At 63.7% G+C, this 26,618-nt stretch carries 17 protein-coding genes, 1 tRNA gene, 1 rRNA gene and 1 pseudogene; 12 read left to right on the forward strand and 8 right to left on the reverse strand.

Annotated features, from left to right (window positions below; all coding sequences use genetic code 11):
* Nucleotides 1–71 (forward strand): 5S ribosomal RNA (gene rrf, locus V6M49_RS19915); the annotation flags it as partial.
* A 120-nt stretch (nucleotides 72–191) separates the two neighbouring features.
* On the opposite strand, the pseudogene V6M49_RS09420 reads toward rrf, so the two are convergent.
* A pseudogene (locus tag V6M49_RS09420) lies at nucleotides 192–467 on the reverse strand (ISL3 family transposase); the annotation flags it as partial.
* A 285-nt stretch (nucleotides 468–752) separates the two neighbouring features.
* On the opposite strand from V6M49_RS09420, the gene V6M49_RS09425 reads away from it, so the two are divergent.
* A complete protein-coding gene (locus V6M49_RS09425) occupies nucleotides 753–1,334 on the forward strand; it encodes a dihydrofolate reductase family protein (RefSeq protein ID WP_332760954.1) in 582 nt (193 codons plus the stop codon).
* 210 nt (nucleotides 1,335–1,544) lie between these two features.
* The gene (locus tag V6M49_RS09430; protein ID WP_141139530.1) at nucleotides 1,545–2,036 is read left to right on the forward strand and encodes an SRPBCC domain-containing protein; all 492 of its coding nucleotides are present in this window, start codon (nucleotides 1,545–1,547) and stop codon (nucleotides 2,034–2,036) included.
* Nucleotides 2,037–2,103: 67 nt separating this feature from the next.
* On the opposite strand, the gene V6M49_RS09435 is transcribed toward V6M49_RS09430, so the two are convergent.
* Both V6M49_RS09435 and V6M49_RS09440 read right to left on the reverse strand, forming a co-directional pair.
* Nucleotides 2,104–3,150, reverse strand: coding sequence for a LacI family DNA-binding transcriptional regulator (locus V6M49_RS09435; RefSeq protein WP_141139531.1), 1,047 nt, complete (start codon nucleotides 3,148–3,150; stop codon nucleotides 2,104–2,106).
* A complete protein-coding gene (locus tag V6M49_RS09440; protein WP_332760945.1) occupies nucleotides 3,150–4,904 on the reverse strand; it encodes a glycoside hydrolase family 13 protein in 1,755 nt (584 codons plus the stop codon). The genes V6M49_RS09435 and V6M49_RS09440 overlap by 1 nt, the downstream gene beginning before the upstream one ends.
* A 196-nt stretch (nucleotides 4,905–5,100) precedes the next feature.
* Here V6M49_RS09440 and V6M49_RS09445 point away from each other — a divergent pair, with 196 nt between their 5' ends.
* Complete coding sequence (locus tag V6M49_RS09445) at nucleotides 5,101–6,471, forward strand: FAD-binding oxidoreductase (RefSeq protein WP_332760946.1); 1,371 nt, start codon at nucleotides 5,101–5,103, stop codon at nucleotides 6,469–6,471.
* Nucleotides 6,472–6,543: 72 nt separating this feature from the next.
* On the opposite strand, the gene V6M49_RS09450 is transcribed toward V6M49_RS09445, so the two are convergent.
* The 4 genes from V6M49_RS09450 to V6M49_RS09465 all read right to left on the reverse strand — a co-directional run bounded on the left by V6M49_RS09450 (nucleotide 6,544) and on the right by V6M49_RS09465 (nucleotide 11,729).
* A complete protein-coding gene (locus tag V6M49_RS09450; RefSeq protein ID WP_141139534.1) occupies nucleotides 6,544–7,965 on the reverse strand; it encodes a DUF4032 domain-containing protein in 1,422 nt (473 codons plus the stop codon).
* 124 nt (nucleotides 7,966–8,089) lie between these two features.
* Nucleotides 8,090–9,172: an ABC transporter ATP-binding protein gene (locus tag V6M49_RS09455; RefSeq protein ID WP_056346563.1), complete on the reverse strand. Its 1,083-nt coding sequence runs from the start codon at nucleotides 9,170–9,172 to the stop codon at nucleotides 8,090–8,092.
* Between the two features lie 234 nt (nucleotides 9,173–9,406).
* Nucleotides 9,407–10,237, reverse strand: a complete 831-nt coding sequence (otsB, locus tag V6M49_RS09460; RefSeq protein WP_141139535.1) for a trehalose-phosphatase — start codon at nucleotides 10,235–10,237, stop codon at nucleotides 9,407–9,409.
* Complete coding sequence (locus V6M49_RS09465) at nucleotides 10,227–11,729, reverse strand: alpha,alpha-trehalose-phosphate synthase (UDP-forming) (protein WP_141139536.1); 1,503 nt, start codon at nucleotides 11,727–11,729, stop codon at nucleotides 10,227–10,229. The genes otsB and V6M49_RS09465 overlap by 11 nt, the downstream gene beginning before the upstream one ends.
* A 179-nt stretch (nucleotides 11,730–11,908) precedes the next feature.
* On the opposite strand from V6M49_RS09465, the gene V6M49_RS09470 reads away from it, so the two are divergent.
* From V6M49_RS09470 to V6M49_RS09490, 5 genes are all read left to right on the forward strand, one after another.
* Nucleotides 11,909–12,799, forward strand: coding sequence for a DsbA family protein (locus V6M49_RS09470; protein ID WP_141139537.1), 891 nt, complete (start codon nucleotides 11,909–11,911; stop codon nucleotides 12,797–12,799).
* Nucleotides 12,800–12,948: 149 nt separating this feature from the next.
* Nucleotides 12,949–13,025, forward strand: a tRNA-Thr gene (locus V6M49_RS09475).
* A 141-nt stretch (nucleotides 13,026–13,166) separates the two neighbouring features.
* Nucleotides 13,167–13,388, forward strand: a complete 222-nt coding sequence (locus V6M49_RS09480; protein WP_332760947.1) for a helix-turn-helix transcriptional regulator — start codon at nucleotides 13,167–13,169, stop codon at nucleotides 13,386–13,388.
* Entirely contained in the window at nucleotides 13,388–14,623 is a 1,236-nt protein-coding gene (locus tag V6M49_RS09485) for a tyrosine-type recombinase/integrase (RefSeq protein ID WP_332760948.1), read from the forward strand. The genes V6M49_RS09480 and V6M49_RS09485 overlap by 1 nt, the downstream gene beginning before the upstream one ends.
* Before the next feature lie 580 nt (nucleotides 14,624–15,203).
* Entirely contained in the window at nucleotides 15,204–16,013 is an 810-nt protein-coding gene (locus V6M49_RS09490) for a DUF6994 family protein (RefSeq protein ID WP_332760949.1), read from the forward strand.
* 223 nt (nucleotides 16,014–16,236) lie between these two features.
* Here V6M49_RS09490 and V6M49_RS09495 read toward each other — a convergent pair whose 3' ends face one another.
* Nucleotides 16,237–16,530 (reverse strand): hypothetical protein, encoded by a 294-nt coding sequence (locus tag V6M49_RS09495; RefSeq protein WP_332760950.1) that lies wholly within the window; start codon nucleotides 16,528–16,530, stop codon nucleotides 16,237–16,239.
* Between the two features lie 239 nt (nucleotides 16,531–16,769).
* Here V6M49_RS09495 and V6M49_RS09500 point away from each other — a divergent pair, with 239 nt between their 5' ends.
* From V6M49_RS09500 to V6M49_RS09510, 3 genes are all read left to right on the forward strand, one after another.
* Complete coding sequence (locus tag V6M49_RS09500; RefSeq protein WP_332760951.1) at nucleotides 16,770–21,956, forward strand: DEAD/DEAH box helicase; 5,187 nt, start codon at nucleotides 16,770–16,772, stop codon at nucleotides 21,954–21,956.
* Nucleotides 21,953–24,814 (forward strand): helicase-related protein, encoded by a 2,862-nt coding sequence (locus V6M49_RS09505; RefSeq protein WP_332760952.1) that lies wholly within the window; start codon nucleotides 21,953–21,955, stop codon nucleotides 24,812–24,814. Before V6M49_RS09500 ends, V6M49_RS09505 begins: the two co-directional genes overlap by 4 nt.
* Nucleotides 24,811–26,618 (forward strand): DNA methyltransferase (locus V6M49_RS09510; RefSeq protein ID WP_332760953.1); only part of this gene is annotated, 1,808 nt, incomplete at its 3' end. The genes V6M49_RS09505 and V6M49_RS09510, both read left to right, overlap by 4 nt.

A 26,618-nucleotide genomic window follows, 5' to 3' on the forward strand; every position in this document is an offset into this window, starting at 1 on the left:
CGGAAGCTAAGACCCACAGCGCCGATGGTACTGCACCCGGGAGGGTGTGGGAGAGTAGGTCACCGCCGGAACATCATTACAGGTCGAGAGCCCCCCAACCACCAGGTTGGGGGGCTCTCCCACTTTAACCACCACACCACAAACACCCCACACACCCTCTCTCTTAATCGGCTCAGTCGTCCGTGGATCGCCTCGCTCAGCGCAGCGGGAACGCCTCCGCTGACCGACGCGATCAGGTTCTGCATCAGCTCGCGCCCCTTCGTTCGATCCGGGTGACGGTAGGCGGGGGATCATCCGCTGGTAGATCCCGCAAGTCGCCTCGACTTCGACATGCTCCTCGGCGGCAAACAGGGCGGTGAACCGGTCGTTCTGCTTGTCGGTGAGTAGGTCGGCTCCGGTGCAGGTTCCTCCTGGCGGGCCTAGAGCGGGTCGTCCTTGTGACCGCGGTGGCCGTGGATCGCGAGTTGGTGTTAACAGTTGGACCCGTGTTCTCGATCAACCCCGCCCGGACCGATCGACTGGGATGACCCGGCGGTGGCGCAGGCTACTTCGACCAGGCCCACTTCGGCCACGAGTTCCGGGCCTTCACCGGGCTCACGCCGACCCGGTACGTCGAAGTCAGGCGGCGGTTCCTGCGCGAACATCCCGGCCACGCGCTGGACGGCTGGCCGCTGCCGGCCGATTTGAATTCTTACAAGAGCGACAACTCACGACTTGCTAATATGGGGGCACCCAAAGCAAAGGAGAGCCCCGTGGGCAAGGTGGTCATGTACAGCTCGGTGTCGGTGGACGGCTTCATCGCGGACGAGCACGACCAGCCCGGACCCTTGTTCGACTGGTTGACCAGCGGTGATGTCCCGTTGGACGAGAGCGGCGAGTTGAATGTGTCGCAGACGTCCTACGACTACACCCGGCCGTACTGGGACCAGATCGGGGCGACAATCGCCGGCCGCCACGTCTTCGACCTGACGGACGGCTGGGACGGGAAGCCTCCGGGCGGGATCGACCGCGTGGTCGTCGTGACGCACCGGCCGAAGCCCGAGGACTGGGACCCCGAGGCGCCATTTCACTTCGTCGACAGCGTTGAGGCAGCCGTGGCCAAGGCGCAGGAGCTCGCGGGTGACCGCATCGTCGAGGTCGCCGCTGGCGACGTCGGTGGCCAAGTGCTTGCCGCGGGACTGGTCGACGAGGTGCGCATGGACGTCGTACCCGTCGTGTTCGGGTCCGGCAAGCGCTACTTCGGGTCGGTCCAGGCACAGCACCTGTTGGAGGATCCCGACGTGGTGATTCAGGGCAACCGGGTGCTTCACCTGCGCTATCCGGTGCGCCGTTGACCGATCTGAGCGGGTACGCGAAGAAGTCCACTGCGAACGGTGACACAAGATCGGGCCTCCAGCTGCGGTTGCGCATCGCTGCCCCGGACCGACGCGCCAGCCAACATCCAGCCAGCCATTACACCCTCAACTGTGACGAGCCCTGAAACCCGCAGAAAGTGAGAGAGCGTCGACTGTGGCGGATGCTGGAGCCGCGTAGAGTTGGCGTCCATGGATAACCTTTTCAGCCACGCGGACGACGCCCTCCCCGCTTCAGTTGAGCCCGCAGAGAACCTTGAACCTGTCATTTGCACTGTCACAGTGCCGGGGCCGGTGGCGCAGGCGTTCGCCGGCTTCACGGATCACACGCACTTGTGGTGGCCGCTGGATTCACACGGTGTGTACGGTGCAGGATCTTACGTTGAGTTTGAAGAGAACCTCATCGTGGAGACAGCTGACGACGGCAGGACCGCCGTCTGGGGTTCCATAGATGACTGGCAGCCGCCGCTTTCCTTCCATGCGTCCTGGCATCCCGGGACCACCGCCATCTGGTCCACCGAGCTGCGAGTCGCGTTCAGGGCCGTGGAATCCGGGACCGAGCTGCGCCTGGTCCACAACGGCTGGGAAGGTGCGGAGGATCCTGCCGCAGCGCGCGCCGACTATGCTGCCGGCTGGCCGAAGGTGCTGGACTGTTTCGTGAGGTTCATGGGCGGGGAAGCTTAGGCCTGACGGCCGGCCCTGAATAGCAGCTTGGGACGGACCCGGCTCAGAATGGACTGAGGGGCCACGGTCAGGCCGGCGGGACGGCCGTGCTGTTCCGGACGAGGAACTCCGTAGGGTACTCCCGGTCGGTGGCCGCTGCTGACGGTGGCGTGCCCTTGGCAGGCCGCTTCGCGCCGGCGTCGAGCGTTTCCAACAGCATGCGGGCCGCCAGGGCGCCTTGGCCGCGTGCATCCTGGTTGATGGTGGTCAGCCCAAAGACCTCGCCCAGTTCGTGCCCGTCCATGCCGATCACGGAGAGATCCTGCGGCACGCGCAGGCCGAAATCGCGGGCGGCAAGGATGGCCCCGATCGCCATCTCATCGGAGGCTGCAAAAACCGCAGTGGGCCGCCCGGCTGCGGAGGCCAGGAGATTACGGGCACACACATAGGCGCCCTGGATAGTGAAGTCCGCGGACACTACCCATTCGGGGCGGACAGCATGCCCCGCAGCCTGCATTGCTGCCTCAAAGCCGGCGCGGCGTATCCCGGGGAGTTTGAAGTCCTGGTTCAATTCGGCATCGCCGGTGATGTGTGCGATTCGCGTGTGGCCCAGCCCGAGGAGATGCTCGGTGGCTGTCCTGGCCAGGCGGGCGTCATCAATCCTGATGGTGGATGCGCCGGCCAGGGCACCGCCGATGCCGACGATCGGACGGTGGATTGCCAGGAGCTGTTTGATTTCTGACTCGCTCAGGACCAGCGCCACAGCGATGACCGCATCCAGCCGCTTGCGGAGCAGGAAATCGTTCAGGACGCTGTGGCGGCGTTCCGGCCGGTCACCCACGTTGTACAGGGTGAGGTCGTAGCCGGCGTCGAGCAAGGTGCCGGACACGCCCTCCACCACGGACGAGAAGTACCAGCGGTGGATGGACGGGACCACCAGCCCCACGTTGTGGTTACGGCCTGAAGCCAGGCTGGACGCGTGGTAGGACGGGACGAAGCCCAGTTCGTCGGCTGCCGCCTTTGCCAGCTGGCGGCTCTTGGCCGACACATTCGCCTTGCCGCTGAGCGCCCGTGACACAGTGGCGATCGACAGCCCGGCGCGGTCGGCAACGTCCTTGATGCCCGCAGGTCCCACTATGCCGCGTCGCCTCCGCCAACCCGCAGCCACGCGGTTTCCCCGGACGCCAGGAAATGGGGTGCATCCGAGCCGGAGCCGAACTCAGAGTCAGAGCCGGCGCTGCGGACGAGGACGCTGCCTGCCGGCATCTCCAGTGGTTCGTGGTTGAGGTTCATGAGCACCAGCGTATCGCCGTTCAGGTACGCCAGTGACGAACCGCTGCACCAGTCCTCGGCCCAAGCCAGTGACCCGCGGCCCAAACCCAGTTCGCGGCGCAGCGCCAGCATGTTCCGGTACAGGGAAAGATGCGACGACGGCGATGCGGCCTGTGCGTCCCGTGCCAGGTCCGCGAAGCTCGCCGGCAAGGGAAGCCAGGGATCCTGGCCGGAGCCAAAGCCCAGGTGCCGTTCTGTGCTGCGCCACGGGAGGGGAACCCGGCAGCCGTCGCGGCCCAGCCGGGCCCCTCCGGTGCGTGCGAACGTGGGATCCTGCCGCAGGTGCTCCGGAATATCGATGCCGTCCGGCAGCCCAAGCTCCTCACCCTGGTACAGGTAGGCGGCGCCGGGCAGTCCCAGCATAAACAGGGAGGCGGCGGCTGCACGCCGGCGGCCCAGGGCTGTATCCGGCTGCGGATCGGCCGCACCGATGCCGTCGCCATCGCGCGGACCGGACCCGTTGTAACCAAAGCGGCTGGAATGCCGGACCACGTCGTGGTTGGAGAGCACCCAGGTGCTCGGTGCGCCCACGGCATCCAGCGCCGTGAGCGAATCGCTGATGACGGACCGGAGCCGGTACACGTCGAGGCCGGCGTGTAAGAACGGGAAGTTGAAGGCCTGGTGCATCTGGTCTGGCCTGACCCAGTTCGCGAGCCGCGGGAGCGGATCCACGTTGGCCTCCGCACACAGAATACGGTCGGGCCCGTACTGGTCAAGAATGACGCGCCAGGCACGGTAGATGTCGTGCACAGCAGGCTGGCCGAACATCGGGGCCTCATGGCCCGGGAAGCCGTGCGAGCTGCCGCCGTCGGCCCGTCCACCCCAGGAAGGCAGGCCCGGTGCCTTGACCAGCGCGTGGGCGACATCCACCCGGAAGCCGGAAACGCCACGGTCCAGCCAGAAACGGAGCACCCGCTCAAATTCGGCGTGCACGGCCGGGTTGTCCCAGTTGAAGTCCGGCTGGGAGGAATCAAACAGGTGCAGGTACCACTGGTCCGGCTGGCCGTCGGGTCCGGTGACCCGGGTCCAGGCCGGACCGCCGAAGTGGGACTGCCAGTTGTTGGGCGGTTCGTGGCCTTCAGGCCCCGCCCCGTCCCGGAAGATGAACATGTCGCGTTCTGGGCTGCCTGCAGGTGCGGCCAAGGCGGACTGGAAGGCCACGTGCTCGTCCGAGCAGTGGTTGGGAACCAGGTCCACGATGACCCGCAACCCCAGACGGTTGGCCTCGGCAATCATGACGTCGAAGTCACCCAGGGTGCCGAAGATCGGATCCACGTCGCAGTAATCGCTGACGTCATAGCCGGCGTCGCGCTGGGGGGATTTGTAGAAGGGCGACAGCCAGACGGCGTCCACATCCAGCTCTGCCAGTTGCGGCAGTTCCGCGGTAATCCCGGCGAGATCGCCGATTCCGTCGCCGTTGAGGTCCCGGAAGGACCGCGGGTACACCTGGTAGATGACGGCGGAGCGCCACCAGCCGGGGGCATTGTCGGCATCGTGGATGAGGGTCAGCGGACCTGCCAGCGGAGCTGCGGTGGTGATCATGGAATCAACAGACATGCTGATCAGCTTAGTTGAGTAGCGTCATGATATGGAAACGCTTCCAGCATGTATTTGCTGATGCAATTCGGTGTTCTAGGAGAAATGGGTCTGACCTGTGGAAACGCTTGCAGCAGCCCGGGATTGTGACGCGTTTGCGACGTCGTGGCCCGCCCTAGACTGGGGAGAACGACAACGACGACGAACGGGAGGCTGCGTGGGCAGCTTGGTTGAAGGGCTGGTGGGCGCCCTCGGGTCAGGGCAGGTCAGTACCGAAGAGGAGCTGCTCGCGAGGTATGCCGTGGACCAGGCCCCCATCACGGATTTCCAGCTCCCCGAAGCGGTGGTCTTCGCCGGGTCTGTGGCGGACGTGCAGGCCGTGGTCAGGCTGTGTGCGGCCCTCAACGTCGCCGTCGTGGCCCGCGGAGCCGGAACAGGCGTTTCCGGTGGCGCGCACGCGAGCAGGAACTGCGTAGTCCTGTCCCTGGAACGGATGAACCGCATTCTTGACCTCAACCCTGACGACGAGACCGCCGTCGTCGAACCCGGCGTGGTCAACGCCGCCCTCAACGAGGCCGCCGCAGTGCATGGCCTGATGTACGCGCCGGATCCGGCGAGCTTCCGTTCCTCCACGATCGGCGGCAACGTTGCCACGAATGCCGGGGGACTGCGCTGCGCCAAGTACGGCGTTACCCGCGACTCGGTGCTGGGGTTGGATGTCGTCCTGGCCGACGGGTCCCTCATCCACACCGGCCACCAGACATTCAAAGGCGTGGCGGGCTACGACCTGACGGGCCTGTTTGTTGGTTCCGAGGGCACTCTGGGGATCGTGGTGGGGGCAACCGTCCGGCTCAAGTACCTGCCCCGTGACGTGCACACCATCGCCGCGTTCTACCCTGACTTCAGGCAGGCCGCTGCCGGCGTCCTGGCGGTGGGCCGGGCCCGCGTGCAGCCGGCCATCATGGAACTGCTCGACGGCGGGACGCTGGCCCAGCTGGACGAACTCCACGGCTCCGACCTGAGCTCCCGCGGCCGTTCGCTGCTCCTGATCCAGACCGACGGGTTCGGGGCAGCGGCGGAGGCCGACGTCGTGCGTTCCGTCCTAGCCGCCGGCGGGGCAACGGTGAGCACGGAATCCACGGCGGAAGCCGAGCAGCTCGTGGAGCTCCGCCGGAACAGCCGTGGCGTGGAAGTGGATGACGAATACCGTGTGGGCGAGGACGTGGCCGTGCCGCGCTCACGCCTGGTGGATTACGTGGCGGCGTTGGAAGACCTCGCGGCAACACATGGTGTGAGCCTGAAGGTGGTGGCGCACGCGGGCGACGGCAACCTGCACCCTACGTTCTGGATCGACCGCCAGGACAGCGCGGTGGATGCTGACGCCATGGCCCGGCTGAATCTTGCCCTGGATGCCTCCATCGAGGCTGCGCTCGAAATGCGTGGCACCATCACCGGCGAGCACGGGATCGGGCAGTACAAACTGCGCTGGCTGGGCCTGGAGCAGGCGGAACCCGTCAGGGAGCTCCAGCGCAGGATCAAGGAACTCTTTGACCCGGCCGGCATCCTGAACCCGGGCAAGGCCATCTAAAGTCCGCTACCTAGTTGGGGGTGTTAACACAGCCGTGCTGCCACCGCGGCCCGGCAGCGGCTCCCGGTCCGGTCAGTCGTCGACGTCGGGGTACTCTTCGATGGATTCGTCGGCACCATAGCGGGAGGACTCCTCGGTTTCCACTTCGAGGATCTTCAGCATCGCAGTATCCGGGTTGAGCATGATGGCGGCCTCGTCCCGGCGGTGGCGCAGGACGGACTCGATGTAGGACTGCACTGCCTCGGCGAGCGGAATGTGGCGGGCCTGCTCCTCGGACATGTACCAGCGGTGCTCCAACACCTCGTGGACCGCCTCCGCCGGCTCCAGCTTGCGGGACAGGTCGCGGGGGATCGAACGCACGATGGGTTCGAAGACCTGGCTGACCCAGAGGTGCGCGCTGTATTCCTCGTCCATCCCCGGGTTGTTGTCCGCCCGGAAGGAGTCCATGTCATTGAGCAGGCGCCGCGCCTGGTTCTCCTGGGCGTCCAGTCCGGTCAGGCGCAGCAGCCGGCGCTGGTGGTGTCCGGCGTCGACCACCTTGGGCTGGAGCTGGATGGTGGAACCGTTCTGGGTGGTCTTGATGGCGTATTCCTCGACGTCGAACCCCAGCTCGTTGAGCTTCCGGATCCGGGCGGCCACGCGCCAGCGTTCGCCGATTTCGAAGGATTCCTTCTCGGTCAGTTCCGTCCACAGGCGCCGGTAGCTCTCCATGATGAGTTCGCTGGTGGCCACCGGGTCCACCTTTTCCTCGATCAGGCCGCCGTCCAGGAGGTCCATCAGCTCGCCGGCGATGTTGACCCGGGCAATCTCGAGATCGTACTCGCGCTGGCCGGTGGAAAGATCGGGATACAGCTCGCCGGTTTCGGCGTCCACCAGGTAGGCGGCGAACGCGCCCGCGTCACGGCGGAAGAGCGTATTGGAGAGGGAGACGTCGCCCCAGTAGAAGCCGATGAGGTGCAGCCGGACCATCAGCAGGGCCTGGGCGTCGATGAGCCTGGTCAGTGTGTCCTTGCGCAGCATCTGCGAGAACAGGGCCCGGTACGGCATGGAGAATTTCAGGTGGCGGGTGACCAGGACGGGGTTCAAGGGCCGCCCGTCCAGGGTGGTCCGGCCGGTGATGACAGCAACGGGGACAACGCACGGGACGTCCAGGCGGGCCAGCTTGCGGAGCATGTGGTACTCGTGGCGGGCCACATGCTCGGACGTTTCCTTGATGGCGATGACGGAGCCGCCCAGGTGCGCGAAACGCACAATGTGCCGCGAGATGCCGCGGGGGAGCGCTGCCAGGTTCTCGGCCGGCCAGTCCTCCAGGGCGATGTGCCAGGGCAGGTCCAGGAGTTCGGGATCCGCGGACGCCGCCGTGATGTTCAGCGAGCTGGAAGCGGCAAGGACCTTGTCATCCTTGGCGCTCGCTGCCTCGAAGCGCGGAAGTTTGCCGACCTGCGCGTAGTCCGTGGGCTCGTCGTGCCACTGTGCACTGTTTTCGTCGGTCATGGATCAATTCTTTCGTACAGAGGGGCGGCTGGCCTAAACCTCGGGCTTAAACGCCGACGGCGGCCCGTCCAGTCAGGAGGGCCGCCGTCGGTTAGATCTCGACAGGCTCGATCATCGGTGGGGACTAGTCGCCCAGGCGCAGACCGGTCTTGGTGTCAAACAGGTGCACGTGGCCCGACTGCGGACGGACGTAGATGGTGTCGCCCTTCAGCGGGGGACGGCGGCCGTCGACGCGTGCCACGATGTCGTGGTCCTTGCCGTCCAGCGTCGTGTGGCCGTAGACGTAGGCGTCGGCACCGAGTTCTTCAACAACGTCGACCTCGACCTGGAGACCCTCACCGTGAGAGGCCTGCTCAAGGTCCTCGGGGCGGCTGCCCAGGGTGACGGTGCTGCCGTGGGCCTCTTCGAGGATGTTGCGCGGCACGGGGTAAACCGTTCCGCCGAACTGGACGCCGCCGTCGACCACGGGCAGTTCGAGCAGGTTCATGGCGGGGGAGCCGATGAAGCCGGCAACAAAGACGTTCTTGGGCTTGTCGTAGAGGTTGCGCGGGGTGTCAACCTGCATCAGCAGGCCGTCCTTCAGCACAGCCACGCGGTCACCCATGGTCATGGCCTCGACCTGGTCGTGGGTAACGTAAACGGTGGTGACACCGAGGCGGCGGGTCAGGGATGCGATCTGCGTACGGGTCTGGACACGGAGCTTGGCGTCCAGGTTGGAAAGCGGCTCATCCATGAGGAACACCTGCGGGTTACGCACGATGGCGCGGCCCATGGCAACACGCTGGCGCTGGCCACCGGAGAGTGCCTTCGGCTTGCGGTCCAGGTACGGCTCGAGGTCAAGAAGCTTGGCGGCCTCACGGACACGCTCGGCGCGCTCTTCCTTGGAGACGCCGGCGATCTTCAACGCGAAGCCCATGTTGTCTGCAACCGTCATGTGCGGGTACAGCGCATAGTTCTGGAAAACCATCGCGATGTCGCGGTCCTTCGGCGGAACATCGGTGACATCGCGGTCGCCAATAAGAATCCGGCCGGCGTTGACGTCCTCAAGGCCTGCGAGCATGCGCAGGGAGGTGGACTTACCGCAACCGGAGGGTCCTACGAGGACCAGAAATTCGCCATCGGCGATTTCGATGTTGAGCTTGTCAACAGCGGGCTTCTCTGTGCCCGGGTACAGACGCGTAGCGTTATCAAAAGTAACTGTAGCCACAGTTATCAATCCCTTCACCGGCAGGTACGTGCCGGACGATCCGTTGTGAATGGTTCATGTAATTCAGTTATCCACGGCATTGCAGCCGTGTACTCCCCGGCCGAAGCCGAGGAGTATCACGTGACGCCGCACGGTTCCTGTGCGCCACATCACAACCAAGAGTATGTCAGACGATTGGCGTTTTGGTGCAAATGTTACGGAGGTCACATGTGAGGTTGGACATGTCCCCGAGGTTCAGTCACTGCCGGGCTCTTCTTCGGCCACCACCAGGCTCCGTTCCTGCAGGAGCGCTTCGAGCAGTTCTGCCACGTGGGCCGGTGCTTCCACCCGGAACTCGGCCTGGGTGAAGTCCAGGCCCACCTTGACGCCCACATCGCCGGTTTCCAGGCGCGCCAGGGCGTCCTCGTCCGTGACGTCGTCGCCGGCAAAGAGGACCGCAGTGGCCCCGGTGATCTGGCGCAGGAACGTCAGGCCCTCACCTTTGGAGGCGTTAACCACCGAAGTTTCCAGGACCCGTTTGCCGTTCTTCAGGAAAACGCCTTTGCGGTCCTGGAGAACGGAACGGGCCGCAGCCACCGCGTCCTCGGCAACATCGTCCGTGGCCAGCCGGGTATGCAGGACTACGCCTGCGGGCTTGTCTTCGAGGAGCGTGCCCGGTGCCTGCTCAACGATCTCCTCCAGGACGCCTCGGACTTCGGCCAGCAGCTGGCGCTGGGCCTCGTCCAGCGTCAGCTCCGTGGAGCCGGGGCCCAGCCACGCCTCGGCGCCATGGCTGCCGATCAGCAACGTGTCCACCGGGGGCGAGGCGACCGCGCGCAGGCTGGCGAGGGCCCTGCCTGAGAGGAGTGCCGTCGTCGTGCGTGGAAGGGCGGCGAGCCCGGCGAAAGCGGCGGCCGAGCGCGGAAGCGGGCGGGCGTCGTCGGCGCGGTCAACCAGCGGGGAAATGGTGCCGTCGAAATCCATGGCCACCAGCAGGTGTTCCGTCTGGGCGATGCGCCGAGCGGCCTGCCGGAGTTCAGGGGACAAGGTGAGCGGGCCCTTGGCGGGCCGGGCGTCAGGAGTCATCGCGTACAACTTTCTCGTTCAGGGCGGCCAGGAAGTCAGCTGACCAGTGGTCGACGTCGTGTTCCAGGATCTGCTTGCGCATGGACCGCATGCGGCGCGCGGCGTCTTTGGGAGGCAAATCGACGGCCCGCATGATGGTGTCCTTGAGGCCGTCGATATCGTGCGGGTTCATCAGGAGCGCCTGCTTGAGCTGGTCCGCGGCACCGGCGAACTCGCTGAGGACCAGCGCGCCGTCGTTGTCCTTGCGGGCGGTGACGTATTCCTTGGCCACGAGGTTCATGCCGTCCCGCAGTGCGGTCACGAGCATAACGTCGGCGGCGAGGTACAGCGCCACCATCTCCTCCACGGGGTAGCTGTGGTGCAGGTAGCGGACGGCCGTGTTCTGGATGGTGTCGTAGGTGCCGTTGATGTGGCCGACGGTGCCTTCGATTTCCTCGCGCAGGAGGCGGTACTGCTCAACCCGTTCGCGGCTGGGGCTGGCAACCTGGATCAGCGTTGCGTCGCCGACCGTCAGCTTGCCTTCGTTCAGGAGTTCCTCGAACGCCTTGAGCCGGTGCCGGATGCCCTTGGTGTAGTCGAGCCGGTCCACGCCCAGGAGGATGGTCTTGGGGTTGCCGAGATCCTGGCGGATCTGGCGTGCACGCTCGATGATCTCGGGGTTGTGGGCCAGTTCGTTGATCTGGGCTACGTCGATGGAGATGGGGAAGGCCTGGGCCCTGGCGATGTGCGTGATTTCGCCGTCCTTACCCTTCACATGCACCTGCTGCTGCTTGACGCTGGCGCCGAGGAACCGGCGGGCGGAGCGCATGAAGTTGCCGGCGTCGCTGGGGCGCTGGAAGCCCACGAGGTCTGCACCCATCAGGCCGTCAATGATGGCATGCCGCCACGGCAGCTGGGCGAAGATTTCCGGCGGGGGGAAAGGAATGTGGTTGAAGAACCCGATCCGCAGGTCCGGCCGCGCTTGGCGCAGCAGCCGCGGCACCAGCTGCAGCTGGTAATCCTGGACCCACACCGTGGCACCCTGGCCGGCATGGCGTACGACGGCCTCGGCGAACCTTTGGTTGACCCTGCGGTAGGCGTCCCACCAGGTTCTGTGGAACTCCGGCGGGGCGATGACGTCGTGGTACAGGGGCCACAGGGTGGCGTTGGAGAAACCCTCGTAGTAGAGCTCAACGTCGTCGTTGCTCAGCTGGACGGGCACCAAGTCCATGCCGCCGTGGCTGAAAGGCTCGACGGTTTCGTCCGGGGCGCCGTGCCAACCTACCCACGCGCCGTCGGTCTTGGTCATCATGGGTGCGAGGGCAGTCACCAGGCCACCGGGGGAGCGGCGCCAGCCCGAGCCGTCGTCGCCGCTCTCACCTGGCGCGCAGCGGTCAACGGGCAGCCTGTTGGAGACAACCATAAAATCGTACGTGGCGGCCGTGCTGTTGCTGCTCGCGGCGGCGCCGGTTGCAGGTACAGCTGATGGTTTTTCTTGGACGGGTGTTTGCATTGCGGCCCCCTGGGGTTGCTTGTGCCTTTAAGCCACCTTAATAGGATGGAATCTTCGGGGCCATTCGTCCGTTGGTTATTCGGGCGGAATAGTTGAAAGCGCAAGCTCTCAGGTTTGTCCCCTAAAATGGTGGAGTCGCCACAGAGTGGTCCCCCTATGTCGATCGACCCAAGGAACACATGAGCCCCGCAAATGAAATACGTAAGTCCAAGGCTGAGCGAACCTCGGAGGCGCGCGAGAAGGCACGCCTGATCCGTGAGGCGCAGCTGGCGAAGGACAAGCGCAACAAGCTGCTGATCGGCTGGGGCATTGTGGTGGCCGTGGTGGCCATCCTTGTGGTGGTGGGGCTGGTGGTGACCACAACGATGCGGCAGAACGCCCCGATCGCTGACCAGGGGCCGACGCCGGCCAACGGTAACGTCAACGGTGGCATCACCTTGCTGGCCAATACCGACGTCGCGAAGCTGGAAGCAGCCACCGTGGACGCAGCCTCCGTGGGGGAGCCCCCGAAAACCGCGCCGGCTGAAGTGGTTGCCCCCGGTGCCGAAGCTGAGGCCGGAAAGCCGGTCAAGGTGGTCCTGTACGTTGACTTCATCTGCCCGGTTTGCAAGAACTTCGAGGCACAGTACAACGAGCAGCTGACGACGCTGCGCAACGAGGGCAAGATCACGGTGGAATACCGGGCGCTCGGGTTCCTGGACAACAGGTCCTCCACCAACTACTCCTCCCGTGCAGCCAACGCCGCCGCGTGTGTTGTGAATGAGTCTCCGGAGAAGTACGCGGAGTTTGTGGACTCGCTGTTCGCCAACCAGCCTGCCGAAGGTACCGCCGGTCTTTCCGACGACAGGCTCAAGACCATGGCCACGGACATCGGCGCCAAGAACATTGACACGTGCATCGACGAGAAGACCTACCGTCCGTATGTGAAGTTCACAACCAAGCAGGCCGCGGCGATCGGCGTCACCGGCACACCCTCGGTGTTTGTGGACGGCCAGCAGTGGGGCAAGGGTGCCAGCGCGCAGACCCCGTTCCCTGACTTCCTGCAGGCAGCGATCACCGCGAAGGGCTAGTACTTCCACCCAGAGGACCTGCTTCCGGATCAATTCCGGAAGCAGGTCCTTACTTTTTGCCCAGGTTCGCCCTGGCCGGCGTTTTTACGAGCGGGCGGACTTGGGCTAACCTTATCTAGCGCCGTTGCGGCGCACGCCCCCTGGGGCGCGCCTCCTTAGCTCAGTTGGCCAGAGCACCGCTCTTGTAAAGCGGGGGTCGTCGGTTCGAATCCGACAGGAGGCTCCAGAAACCCCTCCGTTCCGGCGATTTTGCCCCGAACGGAGGGGTTTTTCATGTCGCAAAATTGGGCACGACACGCTTACGACACGCTTTCAGGAAGACCGGCGTCGCCCGTCGGCTCGCGGGCTGCATAGAGAAGCCATGCAGATGAGCAGAAAGACCTTGGGACCGGCAGCGGACCAAGGCAACGCACGTCAACTCCTGACCACCGGGGAAGTGGCCCTCTGGCTGCAGGTGGCACCCAAGACCCTCCGCAACTGGCGCTCCGCCGGGATCGGACCGGAGGCCCTGAAGCTCCACAGCAGCGTTCGTTACGATCGTGCCGCTGTTGAGGCCTGGATTCGCGAGACTTCGAAGGCAGCGGCCTGATGGGGCGGTCAAGCCTCCCGGTTGGTGCCTGGGGAACAGTCAGCGCCAAGAAAGACACAGCGTCCGGAAAATGGCGGGCCAGCTGCAGGTTCCGTGGCTGGGACGGTGTCACTCGGATCTACAGCAAGTTCGGGTCAACCAAGGGCAAAGCCGAGACAGCCCTGCTGGCGTCCATGAAAGAGCGCCAACTGCTCGCAGGTCGAGTGACCGCGAACCCTCCGCTGAACGACGTCGCCTCAAAGTGGCTCGCCAGCATCGAGGTCCCCAAGGTCATTGTCGACGCCAAGGGGAACATGATCGTGGCTGCCAGCACGGGCGGCATCCGGCGCCAGACCTGGGACCAGTACGAAGGGCTCATCTACCGCCTCATCGAGCCCGCCCTCGGCGCGCTGAAGATCCATGAAATCAACACCTCCACCTGTGACAGCTTCCTTAGGTCGCTGGTAGTGGGCGGGAAAGGGCACACGAATGCCCGGTTGGCCAAAACGGTGCTGACGCAGATCATGTCCTACGCCATCAGGCACGACCTGTACGTGGGTGGCAATCCAGTGCGGGAGGTCGATCGGCTGAACAGGCCACGGAAGAAGCCCGTTAGCTTGAGCGCGGCTACCCTGCACGATGTTCGCGAAGCTGTCGGGAGTTGGCGGACAGAACCCGGCCAATTCGGTCCCCGCCCAAGCAACGTACTCGCAGATGTCGTTGACGTTCTGATCGGCACCGGGGCACGCATCGGGGAAGTCCTGGCAATCCGGTTGGAAGACATCGACCTGTCAGGCGACGTGGGAAAGATCGCACTCACCGGAACGCTGGTGGAGCCTCGTCACGGCCCCAAGTACCGCCAGAGCTTCCTCAAGAACCGCAGCAGCGAGCGGGTCATCCCAGTGCCTCGGTTTGTCGTCGACGTACTCATCCGCAGGAGCTTCGAATCCCCGGAAAACAACAAAGCGGGGGCCTTGTTCTGGTCCAGGACCGGCACCTACGTTCAGGCGTCAAGCGTACGGAGGCAGCTGCGCTCCGCGTTGACCGCGTCCAACATGGAGAACACGTCAGCCATCACTCCACACGCCTTTCGGCGAACGGTTGCGTCCCTTCTTGCTAGAGAGCTGACCGACGGGGCTGCTGCTGCCATGCTGGGTCACGCCGACGTCTCCATGACCCACGCCGCCTACATCGAGCGGCTGAGGGACGTGGCGGACTACACCACGGTCCTGGACCGGCTGGCGCCGAAGCCCTAAAGCCCGGGCGAAAAGGTGGTGCGCTCCTCGATCCCGCATTCGCGGCGGGGAGGAGCGTGCCACCACTCACAGAGGATCTGCGGGAAGACCGGAAGCCAAGCGTTCTCCACTACTTATTATCCTCAGCTCGCAGCGGGACGTTGCACGGGCCGTCACCTTGCCGCCTGCGTTGACCACCGTGTTCTTCGCGGTCTTGGTGATCGTCAAGCACCAGGCAAGAACTTGCCCGTCACCGAAAAGGGCCGCCCTTCTTACCGAGGGCGGCCTTTTGTAGCCAGTGCAAGCAATGGGAGAAGGGGAATCTCGCGAGCGTCTAAGAGGTTCCGCCATTGGTGAGGCCGCACCGGATTTATCAATGTAGGCACAGGCTCCGATAACCATGTGATTGTTCTAGAACCCTGGTCATGGACTACATCGAGGCTTGGGAGAACCACAACGTCCCACTGTCAAGGCTGGGCGCCGGACGCCGGCGGCCGCACTGGCAGCCCATCAAGCTTGCGGCCGTGAACCCTTGGCGGCATCGTCGAATACCGACGATGAGACTGCCTGAAAATACTTGACGAGCGCATACACTTCGAACATGCGCGTCTTTGACACTTCATTCGACTACATGACCGACACCGCTGCTAAGACCAAACCGGGCAACGCCGGCTCCCCGCCGGACTCCGACTCCGGCACCCCAAAGCAACGCGACCCGGATTCGCACAGTCCAAAGCTCCGGGCGGACCATCAGCTGCTGTGGACCAAGACGCTAAACTCCGGCGTCCTCTTCGAACCGACCGCGCCGCCGAAGCGTACGGACGGCTACCTCATCTTCACTGACCCCTCCGAGGCGAGGCATTGGTACGGCAGTGACGCCATCACGAACTCCTACACCGGCCGGGCACGTACGAGGTCTCTGGCGAACGCCATCGCCTCGCTGAACGAGGACGAGCGGTCCCGCTACCTGAAGCCGCCGTACACCATCGGCAGTGCGATGATCTGGCCCGTCAGGAAGAAGGACCGACCCACGATGAACCAGGCCCGGGGGTTCAGGTCGCTCATCGCCGACCGGATGGATCTGACCCTGGAGTGCATCCGGCGTCATTACGCAGGAGAACCGGAGAGCCCACTGGCCCATGTCATCAACGCGTACGCGGACTTCTTTGCGCTCTTCGACGGGTTCAAGGAGTTTGTGGAGTTCTTCCACTTTCAAGACCTCGTGACGCCCGACTACGAAGAGGTTCGGTTCTACCTGCCCTTCGACAACTTCAAGCGTTCCGGGATGCCGGCCACAAAAGACGAGTACGTAACGTACCGGGAGGCCACGCTGGAGTTCATCGCGGCACGGAACCGTCGGATGGCTGAGTGGGTCATAGAGAACCACCCCGAGATTGAGGTCCGCCAGTAGCGTCTTAGCGGTTCAGGCGATAGCTCGGGGCGGCGTTCGGGCCGGGTGTCCCAGCGGTTAGTGGTCCAGGCGTCGCGGATCAGGCGCCGGACGGTGATGATCTCGTTGGCCAGGGCAACGAACGCGTCGATGACGCGGATGAGCTGCTCGATAAAGATAGCGAGCCTTTGACGCCGAGGTTGTGGCAGGAGTTGGTTCGTCGACCATCTGGCGCTTGCCCTGCCTAGATGGGTGCATGCTTCTCCATGGTGGCGACCTCGGCCTCGCAGCCGAGTTCGTCGAGCAGGCCGCGGGTCTGGGCCAAGTCGTAGCCGGCGCCCAGGTGTTCGGTGATCACCGATGGCAGGCGGAAGTCGAACCGGCCGAGCCGTTCCAGCGTGAGCCCCGGTTCGCTGCCGCGGGGACGGTGCCCAGCGGGATGCCGTTGCCGTCGATCAGCAGGGTTTGGTGCCTGACGTGCCGCGGTCCACCGGGGCCGGCCCGTGGCCTCGCCGCCGCAGAGGCCGTGACGACGCATCCGTCCTCGGCCAGGTCCGCGAAATCTATGCCGACGACAGCGGTTGCTGTATCGCAAGTGGCCAAGAGAACTTCGCCCCAATCAGTAAGGAAACACGCCCTAGCTGCAGCTCAAAGGATCTTAGGGGAAGAGCCGACTCTGGCAGGTTCCGGCGAGTGCACCCCGCCAGTGCTGGGACAAGAGTGCTCGTCGGAATACAGTAGCTAGAGGACTTGACCGACTTAACTGGGGGAACACGCGTGGATGCGTTTGGTATTCGTGATCGGCTGATCGATGGCTATAGGTCGTTCACAGAGGGTTTTGTCGACATCAAGGACAAGCGGATCCGCGAGGAAGTCGAGAAGCTTGGCGATCAGGGCCGCCAGTGGCCGGACCCGTGGCTTTCGCTGAACCCTTCGTTCAAGTCCGGCGGGAGCGTCGACGAGCTGGTGGCTCGAGGAATCCTGCACAGCAAATGCAGCGAAATATTCCGCCCGAAGAAGGATCTGTCTGACCGCGGTGCGACGTCTATCACTCTCCATAAGCACCAAGCGGACGCAGTGGAAATCGCAGCGAAACGACAGTCCTACGTCCTGACCACAGGCACCGGGTCCGGCAAGTCTCTTGCCTACATCGTCCCGATCGTGGACCGCGTCCTTCGTGAAGGAAGCGGCAAGGGGATTAAAGCCATCATCGTTTACCCGATGAATGCCCTCGCAAACAGCCAGATGGAGGAGCTGTCCAAGTTTTTGGAAAACGGCTTTGACGGCCAGTCGCCGGTGACTTTCGCGAGGTACACCGGTCAAGAAAAGGGCGAGGCGCGTGAAGCCATTCTCAAGAACCCCCCGGACATCCTCCTCACGAATTACGTCATGCTTGAGTACGTCCTCACCCGCCCGGAGGAACGCCAGTCGCTCATCCGGGCAGCGTCCGGGTTGCAGTTCCTCGTCCTCGACGAGCTGCACACCTACAGGGGCCGCCAAGGCGCCGACGTCGCCCTCCTGGTACGACGTCTTCGGGACGCCTGCCACGCCCAGTCCACCCTCCAATGTGTTGGTACATCGGCAACGATGTCCAGCGGTGGAACCGTGGCGGAGCAGCAGAAGGACGTCGCCGAGGTCGCTTCTCGCATATTCGGCGCCTCGATCAGTTCGGAGCAGGTGATCACAGAGACCCTTGTGCGCGCCACGACGTCGAGGGATCAGTCACCAGAAGATCTTCGAGCTGGCGTCCAGGAACGCGGAGACGCCGAGTTCAGCAGCGCGACTCTCAGCGGCGGCTACGCATCCATGCAATCGGACCCGCTTGCCTCCTGGATCGAGGACACCTTCGGGCTCACCACCGAGCAAGCATCAGGTCGGTTAATCCGCAGCGCTCCAAAAACTGTTACGGGTGCGGCCGGAACTTTGGCAGAGCTCACAGGCCAAGAACCTCGGAGATGCGCAACGGCCATTCGAGCCACGCTGCTGGCTGGCTCTAAGGCGAAGTCCACTACGGGTCGTCCATTGTTTGCGTTCCGTCTGCACCAGTTCATTTCCAAGGGTGGATCGGTTTACACCACTGCGGAGTCCGAAGAGACCCGGCTGATCGAGACGGATTTTCAGGTCAGCACTGGTGCGGAGGAGAAGCGCCTTTATCCGCTGGCTTTCTGCCGGGAATGCGGGCAGGAATACCTGATGGCGAGGCTCGTCGAAGCAGGTGGGGGATCTAGGTTCATTGCCCGCCACGACCTGAAATTCCAGGACGACGGCGGCGTCGACGATGGCAAAGACGGTTACCTTTTCATTTCCACCGGTCAGGAGTGGCCGGAAAATGCCGTCGAAGCGGGCCGGTTGCCGGCCTCTTGGCTGACAAACGCCGTCTCAGGTCACCCAGTCGTGGAATCGAAACGGAAGCGGCTTCCGCTTCGCTACCGGATTGAGCCGGGAGGTGACACCGTACGCGACAACGATCAGACGGCCTCCAGCGGACAGCTTGCTGCTTGGATTCCCGGCAGCCTCGGATTCTGCCTCAATTGCCAGGTGACGTACGAATCCGCTCGCAGCGGCGAATTCTCCAAGGTGGTGACCTTGGACCAAGAGGGCCGCAGCAGCGCCATGACGGTCATCGCCACTAAGCTCGTGCAGTTGCTCAAATCGGACGCCGGCCAGGATCTCAGCAAAGAAGCCAAGAAGCTCCTCACCTTCGTCGACAACCGGCAGGACGCGTCTCTGCAAGCTGGCCACCTGAATGACTTTGTTCAGGTAGCCCAACTACGGTCCGCCTTGTACCGAGCGGTGGCTGCTGCTGGGGAAGATGGCATCGAAGCCGGCGACCTCGGTTCCGCCATCGTCAATACGCTGAGTCTGAATTGGTCAGATTACGCGCAAATTGAGGACCCGCTCGACCCCAAACCGACCATCCGCGCATTGAACGACGTCGTCACTTACCGTGCACTACGGGACCTGCAACGCGGCTGGCGCATCACCCTCCCCAACCTCGAACAGACCGGCCTCCTGCTGGTCGACTATCCACACGCGAAACTCCTCGCAGAAAAAGAGAACCGCTGGGAGACAGCCCACTACGTCCTCCGCGACGCGGAACCCGGCAAGCGCGAGGAAATCATCTGCGTCCTGCTCGACGAGTTCAGACGAGTCCTGGCCATCGACGCCGAGGAGCTCACAGTTGACTCCCTCAATAGGGTCAAAGGCCGCAGCCGCGAATACCTCAGCGGTATCTGGGCGCTTCCCGAACGCGAGCCGGACCCTAACGTAGGCCTGGTGTCTACGGAGACCAAGAAGGGCGCCAGCTTCCGTAACCTCCTGCCCGTAACCGCCCACGGAACATTCGGCCGCTGGTTGGCCCGTACCGCCGTGCCAGCGAACGCGTTGGCTCAGAAGCTCTCTATGGCCGAGGTCAATGAGGTCATTGCTTCGCTCTTCGAGACGCTGCTCACGGCCGGTCTCATCACTGAAGTGCATGAAGGCAAACTGTCCGGATACCGCATCAAACTTTCCGCCATGGTCCTGCGGAAGGGCGACGGCGAGTTCGGAGCCCCCGATCTGTTGAGACGCAGCTACCATCCGGACCAAAAACCACGCGTGATCAAGTTCTTCAAGGACCTCTACCTTGAAACAGGCGTGGAGCTCGCTGGGCTGCGTGCCGCCGAACACACCGCGCAGGTGCGGCCCGAGGACCGGGAGGCCCGCGAGCAAGCGTTCCGGAAGGCTGAGCTGCCTTTGCTGTTCTGCTCGCCCACAATGGAACTGGGCGTCGACATCGCTGACCTCAATGCCGTGGCCATGCGGAACGTGCCCCCCACTCCAGCGAATTATGCCCAGCGCAGCGGCCGGGCCGGCCGTTCGGGGCAGCCGGCCTTGGTACTCACGTATTGCGCCACGGGCAGCGCACATGACAGCTATTACTTTGAACGCTCCAACCTGATGGTGTCCGGCCAGGTTCAGCCGCCGCGGCTGGACTTCGCCAACGAGGATCTCATCCGCTCCCACGTCCACGCCGTCTGGTTGGCAGAGGCGCTGGCAGCGACCAGCAACGGCCTTGGCAAATCCCTCAGCGGCCTGCTCAAACTCGAGGACAAGACCTACCCGATCCAGCCGCAGATCTTGTCCTATTTGCAGGATGCGAGCGCCGCCGAGCGTGCCAAGGCGTCCGCGTCCTCCCTACTCAGTGCCATCCAGGACGAACTCAAGGACACCACGTGGTGGACTGAAAGTTGGGCGGACACCGTTGTAGACAACGCGATGAGTTCGCTCGACGAAGCCTGCGACCGATGGCGCCAGCTCTACCGCAGCGCGCTTGGAGAACAGGACCTGGCCCACAAAGCGAGCCAGGACCACTCCCTCACCTCAAAGCAACGCGAAGATGCCGTTAACCGCCATCGGGAAGCCAGCCAGCGACTCGAGATCCTGCTGAATGACAGCGATTCCCGCGGACAGTCTGATTTCTATACACTTCGTTATCTCGCCTCCGAGGGCTTCCTTCCCGGCTACTCATTCCCGCGCCTTCCCCTGGCAGCCTTCATCCCAGGCATCCGCAAGGGCCGTGACAACAACAGCACCTGGCTCCAGCGCTCGCGGTTCCTCGCTATTAGCGAATTCGGCCCGGACGCCTTGATCTATCACGAGGGCGCCCGCTACCAGGTCAAGCGGGTGAGCCTCCCACGTGACTCAGAGGGAGTCGGCGGTGGGGACGTCGTCCTCACCGAGGCTCGAGTGTGTGAGGCCTGCGGTTACCTGCACGCCCGCCAAGCAGGAGTTGACGTCTGCGAACTCTGCGACACTCCACTCGGGGGCAGCTGGTCCAACCTGATGCAGCTCCAGTCGGTCATCACCCGGAGGCGGGAGCGGATCAGCGCCGACGAGGAAGAACGAAACCGGCAGGGGTTCGAGCTGGTGACCACCTACCGCTTTGCCAATCACGGCAAGAAGCCGGGGCGCTCGGACGCCGGGATGTACGACGGCGATGAGCTGCTCGGCGATGTGCGTTACGGCGACGGCGCGACAGTTCGGGTAACGAACCTGGGACGCCGCAACCGCGCGAACCCTGACAAGCACGGTTTCTGGCTGGACCTGATCACCGGCGAATGGTTGTCCGAGAAACGGGCCACCGAAGACACTTCGGAGTCCCCTGACTCAGAAGACATGACCGTCGAGCAGTCCAAGAAGAAGCAAATGGTGACGCCCTTCGTCGAAGACCGCCGAAACATCGCGGTTATCCGGTGGGCTGAGGAGCTCACCGATGAGGCGGCCACTTCCATGCAATACGCGATCGAACGCGGCATTGAAGCCGTATTCCAGTTGGAGGATTCCGAGCTGGCGAGCGAGCGGCTGAGCGACGCGGATGATCGCGGCAGGCTGCTGTTTGTGGAGGCAGCGGAAGGAGGCGCCGGAGTCCTCAGGCGGCTCCAGAGCGAGCCGGATGCCATGGCAAAGGTCGCCGCCAAGGCACTGGAGATACTCCATGTCGATCCCGTTTCGGGGGAAGAGATGGTGAACGCATGCGTTCGAGGTTGCTATCGCTGTCTGCTGTCGTACGGGAACCAGCGCTCCCACGAAGCCATCGACCGCCGGCTGGTCACCGATCTCCTTCAAAGACTGGCAAGATCTCGGACGACGGCGGCGATCACCAAGGCTCAAACGCCCGCCTCCGCGGTTCCACAAGGGGCACCCGTCAGCCACCGTGCGCAAAGTATCTTGGACTATCTCGTCGCTGAAGGGCTCAATCTCCCCGACGAGATTGGCCAAGAGGTCGAGGGCCAGATCGTTGATTTTGCATACAGCACCAATCTGTCGCAACCCACCGTTGTCATAGTGGAGGACGAGTCACGGCCTCCTGTGAATGAAATGATGCTCACGTACGGAAACTGGAATGTTCTGACGGTTCGTGCCGATGCTGCGATAGACGTGTTCGTCAAGGATCACGCAACTGTATTTGGAGTGGTTAAGTGAGTATTTCAACGGCCGAATCGAGCTTTGCGGTGGGTTCACTGGTGTCCGCCAGGGGCCGTGAATGGGTGGTTCTTCCGGAAAGCGATACGGACTTCCTGGTGCTGCGTCCGATCGGTGGCACGGACGATGACATCGCCGGAGTGATCCCGTCCCTCGAGGACGTAAAGCCAGCGTCCTTCGGCCTGCCATCGGCAACGGATCTCGGTGATGATCGAAGTGCCCGGCTTCTACGCGATGCGCTGCGGATTGGATTCCGCTCCAGCGGCGGGCCCTTCCGCTCCCTGGCGGGACTAAACGTGTCGCCGCGGCCGTATCAGCTGGTGCCACTGTTGCTGGCGCTCCGCCAGGACGTGGTGCGGCTGTTGATCGCGGACGATGTCGGGATCGGAAAGACCGTGGAAGCCGGCTTGGTGGCCGCGGAACTTCTGGCTCAGGGCGAAGCAAGTGGGCTTACGGTTCTTTGCCCGCCCAGCCTTGCCGAGCAGTGGCGGCAGGAGCTGTCGCAAAAGTTCGGTATAGAAGCTGAGCTGGTTCTTCCGGGCACGGCAAAGAAACTGCAGCGCGCGGCGGGCTACGACCAGTCCATCTTCGAGCACTTCAAACACACCATCGTCTCCACAGACTTCATCAAGTCAGAGTCGAAGCGACATGACTTCCTGCGCACGGCGCCTGATCTGATCATTGTCGATGAAGCCCACGGCGTCTCTGCCGATGACTCCGGTAAAGGCGGCTCAGGTCGGACCCAACGCTACGAGTTGGTCCGGGGTCTGGCCGACAACGCGGACAGGCACCTGATTCTTGTCACAGCCACCCCGCACAGCGGGAACGACGCCGCCTTCAGAAACCTCATTGGACTGTTGGACACTAGCCTGAAAACAGTTGACCTCTCCGGCGAAGCCGGCCGGCGAAAACTTGCCGACCATATGGTTCAGCGCCGTCGGGTGGACATCCGCAGCTACCTGCAGTCGGACACCAAGTTTCCCAAAGACCGGGAAACGGTGGAGATTCCCTACAAGCTCTCGCCTGAGGACAGAGCCTTCTTCGATGCCGTCCTCGACTATGTGCGGGGGCGCGTTCAGGACAAGACCGGAACGAAACTCGAACAGCGCATCCGCTGGTGGTCGGCGCTGTCGCTTCTGCGTTCCATGGCCTCCTCGCCAGCCGCCGCCGCAGCCACCCTGAACACACGCGCGGTGGCCGACGAATCTGAATCCGACGCAGTCGCGGAAAAGCGCGGCATGACCGTCGTCATGGACCAGGTCGAAGACGACGGGGGCGAGGCGATCGACGTCGTACCCGGGTCCCGGCCCGAAGGGTTGGAGGAGAGTTCGGGCGAGAAGCGTCAACTTAACGGGTTCCTCCGGACAGCCCGGGAACTGTCGACGAACCCTGCGAGCGACGCCAAGCTCCAGTTGCTTCTCGGCAGGGTTCGCCTGCTTGTCAACGAGGGTTACCAGCCCATCGTTTTCTGCCGCTTCATCCCCACCGCCCACTACGTTGCCGAGTTCCTGCGTGCGTCACTCAAGAAGAAGTACGACGTCGAAGTGGTCACCGGCGAACTCCCCGCCGAGGAACGAGCGGCGCGGATTGCTAACCAGGCCGAGCGAGCTGGAGACCTGCCGAAGGTTCTCGTGGCCACGGACTGCCTCTCCGAAGGCGTAAACCTTCAGGACGGTTTCCAGGCCGTTATTCACTACGATCTGGCCTGGAACCCCACCCGCCACGAACAGCGTGAAGGCCGAGTGGACCGTTTCGGCCAGCTTGCCGAAAAGGTCCGCGCGCTGACCCTCTACGGTGATGACAACGGCATAGACGGGATCGTGCTGGACGTCCTGTTGCGCAAGCACGAAAGTATCCGCCGCGACCTCGGAATCAGCGTTCCAGTTCCTCCCAAGAGCGACCAGGTACTGTCTGCGCTTCTGGAGGGCATCCTCATGCGGGGCCAGAACGGCGACCAGCTGGAGCTCTTCAGCCTGACCCCTGAGGCCGAGCAGCTGGACGCGGACTGGCGCAGCAGCGCCCAGGAAGAGAACGTCAGCCGCTCCCGCTTCGCCCAAAACGCCATCCACCCGGAACAGGTGCAGGCCGTCGTTGACGCCGCCCGCCGCAGCCTGGGAGACCCAGGCGACGTCGCCGCCTTTATCCGGGCTGCCCTGGAAGAGACAGGAGCTCACGTCGAGGACACCGCGGATGGCCTCAAAGCTGAGCTGTTGGCAGCAGTTCCGGGTATCCGCAACGCACTGGGAGCCAGGTCCGAGGCGAAATTCGTCCGGGACTTCCCTGCTCCCCGAACCTCCTCAGTGCTGGTGCGTACCGATCCGGCTGTCGCCAACGTTGCGCAGTATGTGTTGAACTCCGCACTAGACGAGCAGCTTAGCGGTAAGGAGAGGCCCGCCCGCCGCTGCGGTTTCATCAAAACTCACCACGTCGACAAACTCACCGTGGCGTTGCTAGTACGGTTCCGCACCAAACTCATCCTGCCGGCCCGGTTGGGCGACCGCACTGACATGGCCGAGGAAGCCCGCGTCCTGGCCTTCACCGGCCCACCCAACAACCCTTCCTGGCTCAACGACGCTGCGGTGGAGCAGCTCCTGCTGTCCAAGGCTTCAGCGAACGCCGGCGACGTCAGCAACATGATGTCCAACATCCTCGGCACCCTGCCGCTGCTGACTGACACGCTGAACGCCAAGGCCCAAGCCGTTGCCGAAGAAATCCGAGACGCCCACCGCGAAGTCCGGATCGTCGCCCGAGGCGACCGTGCTGGACAACTCGGCATCAGAGGCCTCACTGTCGAAGCGAATCTCCCCGTGGACATTCTGGGTGTGTATGTTTACACCCCGGCTGGAGGCAACAAATGAGTACGGCGTTTCAAGCGATTTCCGTTGTCGGCGGCGTGGTTCCGCCGTCGTTGCTGGGCAGGATCCAATCCGGAGAGGTCAACGATCCCAAGAGCCTCGATCCTGCCAGCTATCACCTAATGGGCACCGAAACTGTTCGGGACGCGTCGTCCCGCTCCTGGGGTTACCTCCGGACAGCGTGGCAGTCATGGCGTGAGCTCGATGCGAAGAAGCGCCCGGACGGCCAAGGCGCTGGTACGGGCGACGCACGCCAGAAGTGGCTACTGATCCTTTTGCGCGAGTTCGGCTACGGTCAGGTGCCTGCCACGGGCGGTGGGCTCCAGGTAGCGGACACCACGTATCCGATTTCGCACCGCTGGGAGTCCGTACCCATCCACCTGTTGGGGCCCGGCGTCGAACTGGACAAGCGCGCACCCGGGGTGGAAGGCGCGGCGAAGCGTGCCCCCCAGGCCATGGTTCAGGAATTTCTAAACCGCGAGGGCGATTATCTATGGGCCATCCTCAGCAACGGCCTCAAACTCCGCCTGCTGCGGGACTCTACTGCCCTCGCCGGTTCTGCATACATCGAATTCGATCTTGAAACCATCTTTGACTCGGATCTCTACCCTGAGTTCCAGATCCTCTGGCAGCTCTGCCACCAGTCCCGGGTCGACAAAAAGGGCGGCGCTGAAGCTTCGCCGGCCGACTGCTGGCTAGAGTCCTGGCGCGCTGAGTCGGTCGATGCTGGTGCCCGTGCGCTGGACAAGCTGGGCGTAGGCGTCGAGAAGGCCTTGGACTATCTGGGAACAGGCTTCCTCCGGCATCCCGAGAACGGATGGCTGGTAGACGCGCTGCACACCGGCGAGCTCAGCCCACGCGACTTTCACAAGGCCCTCCTGCGTACGGCGTATCGACTCTTGTTCTGCTTCGTCGTGGAGGACCGCAATGCGCTGTTGGTGCCCGATGCTCCGGCAGTTTCCAGAGATCGCTACGCAAAGTATTTCTCGACGCAGAGGCTGCGAAAACTTTCGCGCAACCGGGATGGAGGTCCGCACCCGGATCTCTGGCGGACCCAGAAGCTTGTACTCTCAGCCCTCGGAGGCGACGGACTGGAAGCCGTAGGCCTGCCCGCACTGGGCGGACTGTTCGACCCCGATTCGCGCGCTACGACCCTCGACTACCAGCCCCATGAAGATCTACTCCTGGGCGCTGAACTGGCCAATCAGGACTTCCTGAAAGCCATCCGGCGCCTGAGCTGGGTGCTGGGCAAGGGGGACCGGCTCCAGCCGGTGGACTACCGGCACCTCGGCGCGGAGGAGCTTGGTTCGGTCTACGAGTCGCTGCTCGAACTCATACCCCGGATCGACACAGAAACACGCAGCTTTGAACTTGTCCGGCTGGCTGGCAACGAGCGCAAGGTTACCGGATCCTACTACACGCCACCAAGTCTTGTGTCCGCACTGCTGGACACGGCTTTGGACCCGCTGTTGGACGACGCCGTCAACGGTGGCAGAGATGCGGTCGATCGGGAAAGCCGTCTCCTGGCTCTGACCGTATGCGATCCCGCCTCGGGCTCCGGAGGATTTCTGGTCGCAGCCGCCCGCCGCATTGCACGCCGTCTTGCCGAAGTTCGTGCTGGAGAGAACGAACCGACGCCCGCCGAGATCCAGCACGCGCTGCACGATGTGGTGGAACGCTGTATCTACGGCGTGGACATGAATGACCTCGCCGCCGAACTCGCCAAGGTATCCCTATGGCTGGAAGCCATGGAACCGGGCAAACCGCTGGGTTTCCTGGACGCCCGGATCAAGATCGGCAACAGCCT

Source organism: Pseudarthrobacter sp., from assembly GCF_036675385.1.
GTDB lineage: Bacteria > Actinomycetota > Actinomycetes > Actinomycetales > Micrococcaceae > Arthrobacter.

Coding starts and splice junctions, on each gene's coding strand:
- V6M49_RS09430 (WP_141139530.1), top strand. CDS start 1,545: ATGGATAACCTTTTCAGCCACGCGGACGACGCCCTCCCCGCTTCAGTT.
- V6M49_RS09440 (WP_332760945.1), bottom strand. CDS start 4,904: ATGTCTGTTGATTCCATGATCACCACCGCAGCTCCGCTGGCAGGTCCG.
- V6M49_RS09450 (WP_141139534.1), bottom strand. CDS start 7,965: ATGACCGACGAAAACAGTGCACAGTGGCACGACGAGCCCACGGACTAC.
- otsB (WP_141139535.1), bottom strand. CDS start 10,237: ATGACTCCTGACGCCCGGCCCGCCAAGGGCCCGCTCACCTTGTCCCCT.
- V6M49_RS09465 (WP_141139536.1), bottom strand. CDS start 11,729: ATGCAAACACCCGTCCAAGAAAAACCATCAGCTGTACCTGCAACCGGC.
- V6M49_RS09470 (WP_141139537.1), top strand. CDS start 11,909: ATGAGCCCCGCAAATGAAATACGTAAGTCCAAGGCTGAGCGAACCTCG.
- V6M49_RS09480 (WP_332760947.1), top strand. CDS start 13,167: ATGAGCAGAAAGACCTTGGGACCGGCAGCGGACCAAGGCAACGCACGT.
- V6M49_RS09485 (WP_332760948.1), top strand. CDS start 13,388: ATGGGGCGGTCAAGCCTCCCGGTTGGTGCCTGGGGAACAGTCAGCGCC.
- V6M49_RS09490 (WP_332760949.1), top strand. CDS start 15,204: ATGCGCGTCTTTGACACTTCATTCGACTACATGACCGACACCGCTGCT.
- V6M49_RS09495 (WP_332760950.1), bottom strand. CDS start 16,530: ATGCGTCGTCACGGCCTCTGCGGCGGCGAGGCCACGGGCCGGCCCCGG.